General features: G+C 59.7%; 7 protein-coding genes and 1 pseudogene. 6 read left to right on the forward strand and 2 right to left on the reverse strand.

Features of this window, described 5'->3' with window-relative positions:
- Nucleotides 1–4 precede the first annotated feature (4 nt).
- Both BLP23_RS06925 and polA read right to left on the reverse strand, forming a co-directional pair.
- Nucleotides 5–2,284, reverse strand: coding sequence for a DNA translocase FtsK (locus BLP23_RS06925; protein ID WP_092584081.1), 2,280 nt, complete (start codon nucleotides 2,282–2,284; stop codon nucleotides 5–7).
- A gap of 165 nt (nucleotides 2,285–2,449) precedes the next feature.
- Nucleotides 2,450–5,440, reverse strand: coding sequence for a DNA polymerase I (polA, locus tag BLP23_RS06930; RefSeq protein WP_092584082.1), 2,991 nt, complete (start codon nucleotides 5,438–5,440; stop codon nucleotides 2,450–2,452).
- Nucleotides 5,441–6,256: 816 nt separating this feature from the next.
- On the opposite strand from polA, the gene BLP23_RS06940 reads away from it, so the two are divergent.
- The 6 genes and pseudogenes from BLP23_RS06940 to dnaJ all read left to right on the forward strand — a co-directional run bounded on the left by BLP23_RS06940 (nucleotide 6,257) and on the right by dnaJ (nucleotide 15,903).
- The gene (locus tag BLP23_RS06940) at nucleotides 6,257–6,673 is read left to right on the forward strand and encodes a MarR family winged helix-turn-helix transcriptional regulator (RefSeq protein WP_022713262.1); all 417 of its coding nucleotides are present in this window, start codon (nucleotides 6,257–6,259) and stop codon (nucleotides 6,671–6,673) included.
- 91 nt (nucleotides 6,674–6,764) lie between these two features.
- Nucleotides 6,765–8,153: a M20/M25/M40 family metallo-hydrolase gene (locus BLP23_RS06945; RefSeq protein ID WP_092584083.1), complete on the forward strand. Its 1,389-nt coding sequence runs from the start codon at nucleotides 6,765–6,767 to the stop codon at nucleotides 8,151–8,153.
- 476 nt (nucleotides 8,154–8,629) lie between these two features.
- Nucleotides 8,630–9,292: pseudogene (locus BLP23_RS06950) on the forward strand (SH3 domain-containing protein); the annotation flags it as partial.
- Nucleotides 9,293–10,206: 914 nt separating this feature from the next.
- Nucleotides 10,207–12,492, forward strand: a complete 2,286-nt coding sequence (locus BLP23_RS06960) for a transglycosylase domain-containing protein (RefSeq protein WP_092584314.1) — start codon at nucleotides 10,207–10,209, stop codon at nucleotides 12,490–12,492.
- 279 nt (nucleotides 12,493–12,771) lie between these two features.
- Nucleotides 12,772–14,682: a molecular chaperone DnaK gene (gene dnaK / locus BLP23_RS06965; RefSeq protein WP_028739374.1), complete on the forward strand. Its 1,911-nt coding sequence runs from the start codon at nucleotides 12,772–12,774 to the stop codon at nucleotides 14,680–14,682.
- A 78-nt stretch (nucleotides 14,683–14,760) separates the two neighbouring features.
- Nucleotides 14,761–15,903: a molecular chaperone DnaJ gene (dnaJ, locus tag BLP23_RS06970; RefSeq protein WP_092584085.1), complete on the forward strand. Its 1,143-nt coding sequence runs from the start codon at nucleotides 14,761–14,763 to the stop codon at nucleotides 15,901–15,903.
- Nucleotides 15,904–16,119: the final 216 nt, after the last annotated feature.

The following is a 16,119-nucleotide window of genomic DNA, read 5'->3' on the forward strand; positions in this document are numbered from 1 at the left end:
GGCTTCACTCTTCACGCCCCGACACGATCTCACGTTTGCCGACATGGTTCGCGGGACCGACGAGGCCTTCCTTTTCCATGCGCTCTACAAGCGATGCCGCACGGTTGTAGCCAATGCCGAGGCGGCGCTGGATGTAGGAGGTCGAGCACTTCTTGTCGCGCAGCACGACCTTGACCGCCTGATCGTAAAGCTCGTTGCCATCCTCGGATGCGATCGCGCTCTTGTCGAAGACGGCGCCCTCTTCCGGCTCGGCATCCTCCTCTTCGTCAGCCGTGACCGTCTCCAGATATTCCGGCCGGCCCTGCGTCTTTAGATGCGCGACGACCTTTTCGACTTCGAGGTCGGAGACGAACGGGCCGTGCACACGGGAAATCCTGCCGCCACCTTGCATGTGCAGCATGTCGCCCTGGCCGAGCAGCTGCTCGGCGCCTTGCTCGCCAAGGATCGTGCGGCTGTCGATCTTCGATGTGACCTGGAAGGAGATGCGCGTCGGGAAATTCGCCTTGATGGTTCCGGTGATGACATCGACCGACGGACGCTGTGTCGCCATGATGAGATGGATGCCGGCGGCGCGCGCCATCTGGGCCAGGCGCTGGATCGCGCCCTCGATCTCCTTGCCGGCGACCATCATGAGGTCGGCCATTTCATCGACGATGACGACGATATAGGGCATCGGCGTCAGGTCCATTTCCTGCTGCTCTTCGATCGGCGCACCTGTGCCCTTGTCGAAACCGGTCTGGACCATGATGTGGACCGTCTCGCCCTTTTCGCGGGCCTGCGCGACACGGCCGTTGTAGCCGTCGATGTTGCGCACGCCGAGGCGCGACATTTTGCGGTAGCGCTCCTCCATCTCGCGCACCGCCCATTTCAGCGCCATCACGGCCTTCTTCGGATCGGTGACGACCGGCGTCAATAGGTGCGGAATGCCGTCATAGACGGACAGTTCCAGCATCTTCGGATCGACCATGATGAGACGGCACTGCTCCGGTGTCATGCGATAGAGCAGTGAGAGGATCATCGTGTTGATGGCGACGGATTTGCCGGAGCCGGTGGTGCCGGCCACCAGCAGGTGCGGCATCTTCGCAAGCTCGGCGATCACCGGCTCCCCGCCGATCGTCTTGCCGAGGCCGAGCGCCAGCTTGTAGCCGCTTTTTTCGAAATCCTGGCTCTCGATCATCTCGCGGAAATAGACCGTCTCGCGCATCACGTTCGGCAATTCGATGCCGATGACATTGCGGCCGGGCACGACGGCGACACGGGCCGACAGCGCCGACATGGAGCGGGCTATATCGTCGGCAAGGCCGATGACGCGCGACGACTTCACTCCGGGTGCAGGTTCGAATTCGTAAAGCGTTACGACCGGACCCGGGCGGACATGAATGATCTCGCCCTTGATGCCGAAGTCCTCCAGCACACTTTCCAGCAGCCCGGCATTCTGCTCAAGCGTTTCCTGCGGCATGATCTCGCCAAAACGCTCCGGTGGTTCCTGCAGCAGGGAGCGCGGCGGAAACTCGTAACCGGATGGATCGATATTCGCCGGGATTGTCTTCTGCGTTACAGCCCGCGGTGCGGGCGCCAGGGGTGCAGGGGCCTGCACGCGAACCGGCATCGGCGCGATCGGCTGGGTTTTCGCGGTCACCGGTGCGGCGGCCGGTCGGGCTGCCGGAGCCACGTTCGATATCGACCTTATGGGCGCTGGAGCGGCCGTGGCCGTGGCGGGTGCGTCGGGCTTCGGCGGTCTCCCTCCCGGGCGCCATTCCATTACGCGGAAGTGTGAGATGATCGATTCCGGCGTGACCTCAACCTTCGGCAGGCAAGCAACTGGGAGGGCAATCGGGGCCGCAGTCGCTTCCTCGAAGGCCATGACTTCCCAAAAGGCGAAATCGGAAATGCCGGTCAACTCGGACGAAGCGCGATATTCCGGCTCGACCTGAATTTCGGCGACATGTTTGGGATGATCGATCTCGGGCACGGATGGACCGGCTTCCGGCAGATAGATGTCGAACGGCACGTCAACCATCATCGGGGCGCTTGGTTCGACATCAACAGCCGGCCCTTCGCTGACGATCTCCTCGCGAAACGGCGGTTCCGATTCGGCCGTCGGCCGGCGTTTACTGATCAGGTTTTCCGGCGTGCGGGTAAAACGCACGTTCGGTGCAAGCGAGAAATTACTCTGCCAAACCGGCGCTGCCGGAGCGACATTCATGTCATCGCCCGCATGCTGTACGTCTATTTCCGAGGAAAAATCACCGGCATCCGTCAAATTCGTTCTGGGAAAACGCATGCGACCCGCTACTCACTCAATTTCTGACCCAACCGGATTAGAAAATGAAGGTTAACAAGTTCCTTCCAGCCGCATCTAAACGACACACCCTCCGAACCAAAAACGCAGAACCGCCAATGAGTTAAGTCATCGAGAAAAATCTTTGAGGCCGGAAGGACGAAGCGCTCAGTGCGCTTGGTCCCAATTGGTGGCGGCGCGCGCATCCACCTTCAACGGCACGCGCATTTCAAGCGCCGGCATGGCAGCGTTTTCCATCACGGAAACAATGATCGGCATCGCCTTTTCGACGTCGGTATCCTCGACTTCGAAGATGAGTTCATCATGCACCTGCAGCAGCATGCGCACCCGATCCGCAAGGCCGGCTTCGGCGAGTGCCGGTTCGATCTTGATCATTGCCCGGCGGATGACATCGGCTGCCGAGCCCTGGATCGGTGCGTTGATCGCAGCCCGCTCGTTGAAGGCGCGCACCGAAGGATTGGAGGAGCGGATTTCCGGATAGTTGATTCGCCGCCCGAAGATCGTTTCGACATAGCCCTTGTCGCGCGCCATCTGTTTGCGGCTGTCCATATAGTCGCGAATGCCGGGGAAGCGCTCGAAATATTTCTTGATGTAGTCACCCGCTTCCGAGCGCTCGATCGAGAGCTGGTTGGCGAGGCCAAAGGCCGAAATGCCGTAGATGATGCCGAAGTTGATCGCCTTGGCGCGGCGGCGCACTTCGGCCGGCATGCCATCGACGGGAACGCCGAACATTTCGGAGGCCGTCATGGCGTGAATATCGATGCCTTCGGCAAAAGCCTGGGTCAGCTGGGGAATTTCCGCGACATGCGCGAGCACGCGCAGTTCGATCTGGCTGTAATCGGCCGAGATCAGCTTATGCCCGGGCGTGGAGATGAAAGCGGTGCGGATTTTGCGGCCTTCCAGCGTCCGCACCGGAATGTTCTGCAGGTTAGGCTCGGACGACGAAAGACGCCCTGTCGTCGTCGAAGCCAGCGAATAGGAGGTGTGGACGCGCTTCGTCTGCGGATGCACGTAACCCGGCAGCGCATCGGTATAGGTGGATTTCAGCTTAGTCAGTTGGCGCCAATCGACGATCTTGCGCGGCAGCTCGAAACCCGCAGCGGCAAGATCTTCCAGCACGCTTGCCGAAGTCGACCATTGCCCGGTCTTTGTCTTGCTGCCCCCAGCAAGCCCCAGCTTGCCGAAGAGGATGTCGCCAAGCTGCTTCGGCGAGCCGATCGTGAACTTCTCACCCGCCAGCGCATAGATTTCGTCCTCCAGGCGCGCAGCGCCTTGTGCCAGTTCCCCGGAAAGGCGGGACAGGATCTGACGGTCGACCGTGATGCCGCGTTCTTCCATGCGCGCCAGGACCGGCAGTAGCGGGCGCTCCAGACGCTCGTAGACAGCCGTCAGCTTTGCTGCGGCAAGTCGTGGCTTCAGCACCATCCAGAGCCGCAATGTCACATCGGCGTCTTCAGCAGCGTAATGCGTAGCACGGTCGATATCGACAAGGTCGAACGTCACATTCGCCCTGCCGCTTCCTGCGATATCCTTGTAGGCAATCGGCTTATGGCCGAGAAATTTCTCTGAGAGCGAGCCCATCCCGTGCGCCCCGGTGCCGGCGTCGAGCACGTAGGACATCAGCATCGTATCGTCGAAGCTCTTTGTCTCGACCCCATATCGCTTCATCAGCAGATAATCATATTTCAGGTTCTGCGCGACCTTGAGGACGGATTCGTCTTCGAGCAGCGACTTCAGCCGCGCCAGCGCGTCCCGCATCGGTATCTGATTGTCCGCAAGTCCGCCGCCAAGGAGATCGCCGACACCGTTCTTATGGCCGATCGGGAGATAGGCGGCGCGGGTCTTGACGCCCGCCGGGTCCTTGTCGTTATCGGCAATCGCCATCGAGAAACCGACCAGCTCCGCCTGCATCGCATCAAGCGAAGTGGTTTCGGTATCGAAGGCAACCAGACCGGTTGCCCGCGCATCGCCAATCCATTTGTCGAGTGTCGCGAGATCGCGGATCGTCACGTAGCTAGAATGATCAAATGGCAGCGCTGCAAAGGCTTCGGCGCGCGCCTTGGCAAGTTCGGCGGGTGCAAATCCTTTGCCGGCGGGCTTGGCCTTGACGGGAATCGGAACGGCAGCGCCCCCGACATCCGGGATGCCGCCCGCAACCGGCTCCGGTTCAACGGCATCGAGATCGGGGCCGTGCGCAGCAGTACCCCACTCGACTTTTACGTCGGCCGCCTCGATGACACTGGCATCGCAGTTACACGCCTCCGCCACACGGCGCGTCAACGTCGTGAATTGCAGCGCCTTCAGGAAGCCGATCAGCTTCGGGCCGTTCTGTACTTCGAGAACGAGGTCGTCCAGATCAAGCACCAGCGGCACATCAGATCGCAGCCGAACCAATTCGCGCGAGAGCCTGGCCTTGTCGGCATTCTCGAGAATCGCCTGGCGGCGCTTTTCCTGCTTGATCTCATGCGCGCGGTCCAGCAACGTGTCGAGATCGCCGTATTCTGCAAGAAGCTGCGCGGCGGTCTTCGGTCCGATACCGGGAATACCCGGGACATTATCGACCGAATCGCCGGTCATAGCCTGCAGGTCGATCATCTTTTCGGGCGGTACGCCCCATTTCTCGATGACGTCCGGGATGCCAATCTGCTTGTCCTTCATGCTGTCGTACATGTGGACGTTCGGCGTCACGAGCTGCATCAGATCCTTGTCGGAGGAGACGATCGTCACATCGGCGCCGGTCGCTTCCGCCTGCCGGGCATAGGTAGCGATGATATCGTCGGCCTCGAACCCCTCGGTCTCGATGCAGGGCAGGTTGAAGGCGCGCGTCGCCTCGCGGATCAGCCCGAATTGCGGTATCAGCTCATCAGGCGGTGCAGAGCGATTGGCCTTGTAGGCATCATACAAATCCTTGCGGAAGGTCTTTGCCGAGTAGTCGAAGATAACCGCAAGATGCGTCGGCGTGACGCCGACGGAGGTGTCACGCGCATCGGTCAGCAGCTTCCAGAGCATATTGCAGAAGCCAGAGACTGCGCCGACCGGCAAGCCGTCGGACTTGCGCGTCAGTGGCGGCAGGGCGTGAAACGCCCGGAAGATGAAACCTGAACCGTCGATAAGGAAAAGATGATCGCCTTTTTTCATGGCTGCATGGATAGCGTGGCGGGATGAAAACGTCCATTGCACATGCAGCTTGCGGTATTATTTATTGCTGACCCAGGCCTTCGAACTGTGGAAACGCGCGGGTTCGCTGCCGCCTGTGTGCCATACCGCCTGCTCTCATGGCGGTCGTCCTTGCCAGCTCCTACGCACTGGGGGACGGCCTTACGACTGTCTTTCGCAAAAGTGCACTTCGCGCCGGTGTTGCTGCTGGCGGGTAAGGGTCTGGGAGCTTTTTTCCGCAGCGCCTCGATCGCACGCGAAGCTTCGCTACCGAGGCTGGATTTCAGCTGCTGAACGTTTACTTCTTTCCACCTTTTTTAATATCCGTCGGCCCTTACGAGGCACTTGGCATCATTGCGCTGATCTGCGCCTTTGGAGGCATCACCAATTTGATTGCCGGATGGAACCTTGCGTTCTTCTGGAATGATCGCCGGAGGGCGCGGGAACAATGCTTCACCGAACTGTTACCAATTTGTAATTGTCGGCTCGGCCTGCTTCCCTTGAAAAACCACATTCCCGGTCACAAATCAGCTCTACCGGCGTTTGATCGCGCCGAGGGTCTGATTACCGGCTTGTCCCCCGCCGCATCAGGCTTGGACAAAGGCCTTATCCCCCTCTCCGGGCCTTTGTCCCCATTTTCAAGCCGCCATGGCCAACCTCCAGGCCATGGCGGCTTTGTTTTTTGGCGAAGATGCACATTTATGAAGCTAACGGACAAGTTTTGATCCATCGCATGCGATTTGTTGCATTGTTTCGCGTCAGTTTTTGAGCCTAACTGCAATCATGGGATTTAACAGGATGGATTCGGGAGCATACCTTGCCAGCCAGTTGGCCAAGGGTTTTGCCCGCTCGCTGCAGCAGCGTGCGGCGGGACTTGGTTTTTCTCCCGGGCAATTCCCGATCCTTCTCGAACTTTGGGCGGAAGACGGCCTCACGCAGAAGCAATTGCTCGAACGCGTCGATATCGAACAGGCGACGATGGCAAATACGCTTGCGCGTATGGCGCGCGATGGCCTCATCGAGCGCCGTCCCCATCCTTCAGACAAGCGAGCGCAACTGATCTTCCTGACGCCCAATGCGCGGGCCATCGAAGATGAAGCGGTCAAGATCGCACGTGAAGCCGATCTGGCGCTTTTCCAAGGCTTCAAGACCTTCGAACGCGAACTGATGCTGGAATATATCCGCCGCCTCCTCGAAAACGCCAAGAAAATCTGACCGACGACGCCCTACCTTGTTTCGATTTTTCTTCCTCGAAACGTCCCCGCCTTTGGTCTATCGTCCGGCCGAATCTCTAAAGGAGTCAGAAATGACAGACGTAACCCCGGTGCTTTCGCGCGCCGATCAGAACCTCGGTTCAAGCCTGGACAGATTGTTCGAGTTGCTGCGTATCAAATCGATCTCGACTGACCCGGCGTACAAAGCCGAGTGCCGCACGGCTGCCGAATGGCTGGTCGCCTATTTGAAGACACTGGGTTTCGAAGCTTCCGTTCGCGATACTCCCGGACACCCCATGGTCGTCGCGCATCATGCCGGTGCCAGCGCGGATGTGCCGCACGTGCTGTTCTACGGCCACTACGACGTTCAACCGATCGATCCAATCGAGCTTTGGGAAAACGATCCCTTCGAACCCGCCGTCAAGGACATCGGCAATGGCCGCAAGATCCTGACTGGCCGCGGCACCTCCGACGACAAGGGCCAGCTCATGACCTTCGTCGAAGCTTGCCGGGCCTATAAAGAGGTCAACGGCGCGCTTCCTTGCCGCATCACCATCCTTTTCGAGGGCGAAGAGGAATCCGGCTCGCCGTCGCTCAAGCCCTTTCTGGAGGCAAATGCGGCAGAACTGAAGGCTGACTATGCGCTTGTCTGCGATACCGGCATGTGGGACCGCGAGACCCCGGCGATTGCTGCTGCCCTTCGCGGCCTTGTCGGTGAAGAAGTCGTCGTTACGGCGGCCGACCGCGATCTGCATTCCGGGCTTTTCGGCGGCGCGGCAGCGAATCCGATCCATGTCCTTACAACAGCGCTTGCCGGTCTCCACGACGAAACCGGCCGCATAACTCTCGAGAATTTCTATGAGGGCGTCGAGGAAACGCCTGCAAACGTCAAGGCGTCATGGGAAAAGCTCGGCCAGACCGCTGAGGACTTACTGGGCCAAGTCGGCCTTTCGGTGCCGTCGGGTGAAAAAGGCCGCTCCGTTCTGGAACTCACCTGGGCGCGCCCCACGGCTGAAGTAAACGGCATATGGGGCGGCTATACCGGCGAAGGTTTCAAGACAGTGATTGCCGCCAAGGCGTCGGCCAAGGTTTCCTTCCGCCTCGTCGGCAAACAGGATCCGGCAAAGATTCGAGAGACGTTCCGAAACTATGTCCGCTCGAAGATTCCCGCCGATTGCTCGGTCGAGTTCCATCCCCATGGCGCTTCGCCGGCAATTCACCTTGCCTATGATTCTCCAGTAATCACGAAGGCGAAGAACGCGCTTTCCGACGAATGGCCCAAGCCCGCCGTCGTTATCGGCATGGGCGGCTCGATCCCGATCGTCGGCGATTTCCAGAGAATGCTCGGCATGGAATCGCTGCTCGTCGGCTTCGGCCTCGCAGATGACCGGATCCATTCGCCCAACGAGAAATACGAACTCGCCTCCTACCACAAGGGCATCCGCTCCTGGGTGCGCATCCTCGGCGCATTGGCCGCTTGAACAAAAAAAGCGTGCCTCGCGATGATTTACGCGGGGTACGCATTCAGACAAAAAACAAAGGCCGGATAAACCGGCCTTCATCATCCGCCTCGCTTCAATGCCAGTACATCCGTGGTCAAGGAAAAAGCGGACTTTGCAGCTAAGATTGGTCCCGAAAGGTTAACACGCCGTTAAGGCGCCCCGCAGTCGAAATGATGGAAACTGGCAAACGCTTAAGGCGCGCACAGCATCTACTTGGCTGCGACGTGTTGTGCGCCATATCGGAAGTTGCTCCGGCACTTTCATGGCCTAGAGCCTAGACTTCTCCGTTCAAGCTGCGTTCATGCAACACGCGCTATAAACCATTGAAAGACAAGACGAATGGTTGCCGGCTAACAAAAGTCGGCAAGCCTTCGACTATGCCCGGAACCGGCAGAAACCGGAGTAAAAACAAATACCGGATGTGGCATGACGCTGCCTCCCAGGGAGTTGAAAACGTGAAACGCACCCTCTTGAAAATTGCCGCGACCGGTATGCTCCTGTTTGCTCCGGCGATCGCTCAGGCGGCAGAAGGCTTCGCGACGACGAACGTTAATATGCGGGCCGGCCCAAGCACAGCATATCCGGCGGTCACCGTAATTCCGGCCGGCGAATCCATCGAAATCTACGGCTGTCTTGCCGACATGCCATGGTGCGACGTGGAGTTCTACGGCGGCCGTGGCTGGGTGCACGGCGGATATATCCAGGCACTTTATCAACAGCGCCGCGTTTATGTCGGGCCTGAATATTATCGCCCGCTCGGTATTCCCGTCGTTGTCTTCAGCTTCGGCAACTATTGGGATCGTTACTACCGCGACCGTGACTTCTATCGCGACCGCGATCGCTGGCGCCGCGGACCGGACTTCTATCGCGACTCGGATCGCCGTGAAAGACGCCGTGACTTTGACGATCGTCGGGATCGCCTGCCGGATTTCGATCGCGCGCCCGACCGTAGGCCCAATGTCGATAGGCGGCCGGACTTTGACCGTGATCTGCGCGGCGGCGATCGCGATCGCCGGAACTTCGAACGCCGAGACGATGAGGGCAATCGCGTCATCCGCCGCGGCGACGACAACCGTAACCGCAGCGACCGGGACAGCGACCGCCGGAACTTCGAACGTCGAGGCGATGATGGCAGTCGCGTTCGTGGCGACGACAATCGTAACCGCCGCGACCGTGACCGCGACCGCGACCGCCGGAACTTCGAGCGTGGAGACGACGATGGCAATAATCGCGTCCGCGGCGACGACAATCGTAACCGCCGCGGTGGTGACAATGACCGCCGGCGTTTCGAACGTGGAGGCGATGATGGCAATAGTCGCGTCCGTGGCGACGACAATCGTAACCGCGGCGGTGGTGACAATGACCGCCGCAGGCCGCAGCGAGGCGCCTGCCAACCGGGCGATCCGGGGTGCCGGAACTAACGCGACCCAGGGGCGGCAGAGATGCCGCCCTTTCTTTTGCGATAGGCTGCATAGAAAAAGCCCGACGCTCCAAGACGGAGGCGCCGGGCCTGATTTCGATCGGCCGTGTTGAGGGGAAACGACCGATCCATAACGGGACTTGAGGGCTGTCCCGCTTTTGAGGAAACTAGCGGAACAGCTAAAGGTTCCAAATTACCAAACAGAAGCTCTTCGATCACAGCCTGCCACGAGTTCACGCATCTCTGCAAACGGACCGTGCAGCATTTTCAAGCGGCTTTCCTCCATCTTGCTCAGCCGATGCTGCCGGGCAAACTCATGGATGCTCCAGATCTCGCGAAGACAGGTCTCGTCTATTCTCTTAAGGTCAATGCTCATATTAAATGCCTAGTTACTATGCTTATTGCTTTTTTCTTCGGCGTAAGGTGGCGCGATATATGTCACTTTCGTGACAGCCGCAACGAATGGCAGCCATGCGCAAACGGCAGGGCTGAAGCGCGCCTGCGGGACCGCTTACCGGTAGTCTTAACCACCCCTTAAATCGCCGTATTTAAAGTCCACCCGGAGGATTGCGCAAAGAGCGCTTGCGACATATGGGGTGCGGCCGGATCACGATGGCAGGTAGGGGCAGATCACGCGATAGAATCGAACCGTCCTTCAGCGGCCGTAGCCGCTTTGAAGACGACGACGATTTCTCGCTCGATGACGACGATCGTATCGCGGGCCGACGCGGCACCAAACGTTCTTCCTCGGAGGCAACTCGAACCCGCGCACCCGACAGGAAAAGGCGCAACAGACGCGAGCCGCCGGAACGCCTGGATGGCGGTCTTTTCAGCTTCATCCGCCGCCTGGTCTACTGGTGCATCGTTCTTGGTATCTGGGCCGGCATCGGCGCAGCTGGGCTGGTTTTCTACTACGGCTCGCGCATGCCGAGCGCCAGCACCTGGGCGATCCCTGACCGGCCGCCGAACGTCAAGATCACATCTGTCGATGGTAGCGTGATTGCCAATCGCGGCGCCACCGGCGGCGAGGCGCTATCGCTCGATCAGATGTCGCCCTACATCCCTGAAGCGATCATCGCGATAGAAGACAAGCGCTTCTACTCCCATTTCGGCGTCGACCCAATGGGGCTTGCCCGCGCCGTCGTCAACAACCTGACGGGCCAGCCGATTCAGGGTGGCTCCACCTTGACGCAGCAGCTCGCGAAGAACCTCTTCCTGTCACCGGATCGCACTCTGGAGCGCAAGGTGCAGGAAGTGCTGCTCTCGTTCTGGCTAGAGCAGAAATATACGAAGGATCAGATCCTTGCGATGTATCTGAACCGCGTCTTCTACGGCTCGAATGCATACGGCGTCGAGGCGGCCGCCCGCCGCTATTTCAACAAGTCCGCGCGTGACGTGAACCTCGGGGAAGCGGCTTTGCTCGCCGGTCTCGTCAAGGCGCCGTCGCGCCTCTCTCCGGCCCGCGATCCAGACGCCGCAAACGCCCGTGCCCAGGTCGTACTGCAGGCCATGCGCGACCAGGGCTATATCACCGACAACGAGGTGAAAACGGCGATGACGCAGACGCCGTCCAAGGCGAAGAGCTACTGGTCGGGGGCTGGTCAATATGTGGCCGACATGGTCATGGACGAGCTACCCGGGCTGGTCGGCGAGGTGAAAGAGGACCTCATCGTCGATACGACGATCGACAAGGGGCTGGAAAAGAAGGCCGAGCAGTCGCTCAACGACATTCTCGGCAAGGACGGCGCAAAGCTCGATGCGTCCCAGGCCGCCCTCGTCTCGATCGACGGGACTGGCGCGATCCGGGCGCTTGTCGGCGGCAGGGATTATGCCGAAAGCCAGTTCAACCGCGCGGTCAAGGCAAAGCGCCAGCCCGGCTCCTCTTTCAAACCTTTCGTTTATGCCGCCGCACTCGAAAAGGGCCTGACGCCCTATTCCGTCTTCAACGACGCACCGATTCGCATCGGCAACTGGACGCCTGAAAATTACGAAAAGAAATACAATGGCGAGGTGACACTTGCGACCGCGCTTGCCAAGTCGTTGAATACCGTCGCCGCTCAGCTCGTCATGTATGACGGGCCGGAGCAGGTGGTCAAGCTTGCGCACCGACTAGGCATCGAGACCGAGCTGCAGCCGAATGCCTCGATCGCGCTTGGCACGTCTGAAGTGTCGCTCACGGAGCTCACCGCTTCCTACGCCGCCTTCATGAACGGCGGCTATAAGGCAACCCCGCATGTGATCCGCCGGGTGACGACCGCCGAGGGCAAGGTTCTCTATGAGAACACCTATGACAACCCGCCGCGCGTTGTTTCTGAAACGGTCGCCGCCAACATGAATGCCATGATGATGGGCACGATCGAGACCGGCACTGGCAAAAGCGCCAAAATTCCTGGCTGGCAGGCGGCCGGCAAGACGGGCACGACCCAGAATTCGCGCGATGCGCTCTTCGTCGGTTTCACCAGCAATCTGACGACCGGCGTCTGGTTCGGCAATGACGACGGCACGCCGATGAGGAAGGTTACCGGCGGCGGCCTGCCTGCGAAAGCATGGCAGGAATTCATGATTGCCGCGCACAAGGGTCTTTCTCCAGCTCCGCTTTTCGGAAACGGCCAGTTCATTGCGGACCCGAATGGTTTCGGCAATCAGCCGATGGCGCAGGCTGAACCGCAGCCGATGCAGGAGCAACCGACAACGATCGGCGGCATCATTTCCGGCGTTTTCGGAGGTGGGAGCGGCACGGAGGCGCAAACCACGTTTCCACCGGCGCCCGGCCAGCAGCAACAGGCCGTGGCGCTCCCTGGCGGACCGATTCCACCGGGAGATGTCGGCAGCCCTGCGGCCACCTCTTCCGTCCAGCCGCGCCGCACCACGCTGCTTGACCTGATCATGGGCCAATGATCGCAGCCGCCTCATGCTCGGTGCAAGCCGGCTTTGGCAAGTCCGCGGAGACGCGAAGCAAGGCGGACTTTTTTCGCCCACTGTAGAAAGTGAATGCAACACGTTCGTTTTGCTGGATTTCGGGCTCATTCTCGCCTTGCAGTCAAGAAAACCGCTCCTTATATACGCCGCATCACCGCAATCACGATTGCGTTAATTCCGAAGACCCACATCCCGTAAGGGGCTGTCAGGGAAATGCCTTCTCGGGGTTCCGACAGCTTGCTTCAAGGAGTAAATGACATGGCAAAAGTAATTGGTATCGACCTCGGAACGACAAATTCCTGCGTCGCTGTCATGGACGGCAAGGACGCGAAGGTCATTGAGAACGCGGAAGGCGCGCGTACGACTCCTTCCATGGTAGCATTTACCGACGACGGCGAACGCCTTGTCGGCCAGCCGGCAAAACGTCAGGCCGTCACCAATCCGACGAATACGCTCTTTGCTGTCAAGCGCCTGATCGGCCGCCGTTACGAAGATCCGACCGTCGAGAAGGACAAGGGTCTTGTCCCTTTCAGTATTTCGAAGGGCGACAACGGTGATGCTTGGGTCGAAGCCAATGGCAAGGGCTATTCGCCCGCGCAGGTCTCCGCAATGATCCTTCAGAAGATGAAGGAAACGGCTGAATCCTACCTCGGTGAAAAGGTCGAGAAGGCCGTCATCACGGTTCCGGCATACTTTAACGATGCGCAGCGCCAGGCAACCAAGGATGCTGGCAAGATCGCGGGTCTTGAGGTTCTGCGTATCATCAACGAGCCGACCGCAGCGGCCCTCGCTTACGGGCTTGACAAAAAGGAAGGCAAGACGATTGCCGTCTACGACCTTGGCGGCGGTACCTTCGATATTTCGATCCTCGAGATCGGTGACGGCGTCTTCGAAGTGAAGTCCACCAACGGAGACACCTTCCTCGGCGGTGAAGACTTCGACATGCGTCTCGTCGAATACCTCGTTGCAGAGTTCAAGAAGGACAACGGCATCGACCTCAAGAACGACAAGCTCGCACTGCAGCGCCTGAAGGAAGCTGCCGAAAAGGCCAAGATCGAGCTCTCGTCCTCGCAGCAGACCGAAATCAACCTGCCCTTCATCACGGCTGACGCTTCCGGCCCGAAGCACCTCACACTGAAGCTGACGCGCGCCAAGCTTGAAAGCCTCGTCGATGACCTCGTGCAGCGCACGATCGCGCCGTGCAAGGCAGCCCTCAAGGATGCCGGCGTCACCCCTGCTGAGATCGATGAAGTCGTTCTCGTCGGTGGTATGAGCCGCATGCCGAAGGTTCAGGAAGTCGTCAAGCAGCTGTTCGGCAAGGAGCCGCACAAGGGCGTCAATCCCGATGAAGTCGTTGCGCTCGGCGCTGCCATCCAGGCCGGCGTTCTGCAAGGCGACGTCAAGGATGTTCTGCTGCTCGACGTGACCCCGCTGTCGCTGGGCATCGAAACCCTGGGTGGCGTCTTCACCCGTCTGATCGAGCGCAACACGACGATCCCGACCAAGAAGTCGCAAACTTTCTCGACTGCCGATGACAACCAGCAGGCCGTCACCATCCGTGTTTCGCAGGGCGAGCGCGAAATGGCTGCCGACAACAAGCTGCTTGGCCAGTTCGACCTCGTCGGCCTGCCGCCGGCGCCGCGCGGCGTTCCGCAGATTGAAGTTACCTTCGATATCGACGCGAACGGCATCGTGCAGGTTTCGGCCAAGGACAAGGGAACCGGCAAGGAACAGCAGATCCGCATCCAGGCTTCCGGCGGCCTTTCGGACGCCGATATCGAAAAGATGGTCAAGGATGCAGAATCGCATGCCGCGGAAGACAAGAAGCGCCGCGAAACCGTAGAGGCCAAGAACCAGGCCGAAAGCCTGGTTCACTCGACGGAAAAATCGCTGAAGGATTACGGTGACAAGGTTTCCGAGGCCGACCGCACCGCGATCTCCGATGCGATTGCGGCTCTGAAGTCTGCAGCTGAGGCGACCGACCCGGATGCCGAGGACATCAAGGCGAAGACGCAGACCCTCATGGAAGTGTCCATGAAGCTCGGTCAGGCAATCTACGAAGCCCAGCAGGCGGAAGCCGGTACGGCAGATGCTTCGGCAGGCGATGACAATGTCGTTGATGCCGACTATGAAGAGGTCAAGGACGACGACCGCAAGAAGTCCGCATAATCCGCGGCGAAGCGGTTATGCTAAACACTGCAATCCGGCTGCCCGAGGGCAGCCGGAAATCCATTTCCGGGGTTTAAATTGGCAAAAGCGGACTTTTACGAAACTCTGGGCGTCGCCAAAACGGCGGATGAAAAAGAGCTGAAAAGCGCCTTCCGCAAACTGGCAATGAAATATCATCCGGACAAGAACCCGGACGATAAGAGCGCCGAAATCAAATTCAAGGAAATCAACGAAGCCTATGAAACGCTGAAGGACCCGCAGAAGCGTGCTGCCTACGACCGTTATGGTCACGCAGCCTTCGAGCATGGCGGCATGGGTGCTGGCGGCTTCGGCGGAGGTGCAGGCTTCGCCGGTGGCGGCGGCTTCTCCGACATCTTCGAAGACATATTCGGCGAGATGATGGGTGGTGGCCGGGGACGGCAGCGCTCATCCGGCGGACGCGAGCGTGGTGCCGACCTTCGCTACAATATGGAAATTTCGCTGGAAGAGGCGTTCTCCGGCAAGACAGCGCAGATTCGTGTTCCAACCTCGATCACCTGCGATATGTGCTCGGGTTCTGGCGCCAAGCCCGGCACGCAACCGAAAACCTGCGGCACCTGTCAGGGCTCCGGCCGCGTTCGCGCGGCGCAGGGCTTTTTCTCGATCGAACGAACCTGCCCGACCTGTCATGGGCGCGGCCAGATCATTCCCGATCCATGTCCGAAGTGCCATGGCCAGGGCCGCGTAACCGAAGAGCGTTCGCTCTCGGTCAATATTCCGGCCGGTATCGAAGACGGCACGCGCATCCGCTTGCAGGGCGAAGGCGAGGCCGGCATGCGCGGCGGACCGGCGGGCGATCTCTATATCTTCCTGTCGGTGAAGCCGCACGAATTCTATCAGCGCGATGGAGCCGACCTCTATTGCGCCGTTCCGATCTCGATGACGACGGCAGCGCTCGGCGGCACTTTCGATGTGGCGACGCTCGACGGCACGAAGTCGCGCGTCACCGTTCCGGAGGGCACACAGGCCGGCAAGCAGTTCCGCCTCAAGGGCAAGGGCATGCCGGTGCTGCGTTCCAGCCAGACGGGCGATCTCTACATCCAGATCCAGATCGAGACGCCACAAAAGCTCTCGAAGCGGCAGCGCGAACTGCTCCAGGAATTCGAGCAGCTTTCCTCGAAAGAGAACAATCCAGAATCGACGGGCTTCTTTGCGCGCATGAAGGAATTTTTCGAAGGATAAGGACGGGCGTGCAAATACAGCACAGTTCGAAAGCCGGGGTTTCCATCCCGGCTTTTTTCATGCCCTGGAAGGGCTCGCCCGGACATGAATCGCTCATGTTAGCCGAGGAAACGCTCCTTCCGATGCCAGTTCACGGCATCATGCTCCGGTGCAGTCTTGGTTGGGTAGTCAGACGCAGCGGCTGACCCCTCAGGTCGTATAGTGCCTCCCGTTCTG

Source organism: Rhizobium mongolense subsp. loessense, assembly GCF_900099775.1.
GTDB lineage: Bacteria > Pseudomonadota > Alphaproteobacteria > Rhizobiales > Rhizobiaceae > Rhizobium > Rhizobium loessense.